The organism is Cobetia sp. SIMBA_158 (assembly GCF_046566945.1).
GTDB lineage: Bacteria > Pseudomonadota > Gammaproteobacteria > Pseudomonadales > Halomonadaceae > Cobetia > Cobetia amphilecti.
The window spans coordinates 1-243 of the sequence record NZ_JAWJYL010000950.1; the positions used below are offsets into that span (position 1 = coordinate 1).

Consider the following 243-nt stretch of genomic DNA (forward strand, 5'->3'; position numbering starts at 1 on the left):
AGTTGATACATGTTTCTGTCAGACTCAGTTTCCTCACCTGGGTTATATCCAATAAATGAAGCAACTCTAATATTAAATCTAGTCATTGTGCCAACGATTGGTGAAGTTACATTAAAAACTAATTGCGCTTCAACTTCTTGTGGCTTCTTGCTTTCTTTTTTAGTGCGAGAAGATTCATTATCACTATCTTTATGAGACAGCTGAAACATTATTGTAGGGTGAACAGTGTTCAAAAACTTCTGT

1 protein-coding gene is annotated in these 243 nt (G+C 35.0%); it reads right to left on the minus strand.

Annotated features, from left to right (window positions below):
* Positions 1 to 243, minus strand: a 243-nt coding sequence (locus R2R70_RS22610) for a hypothetical protein (protein WP_410979288.1), incomplete at both ends; no start/stop codon positions are given.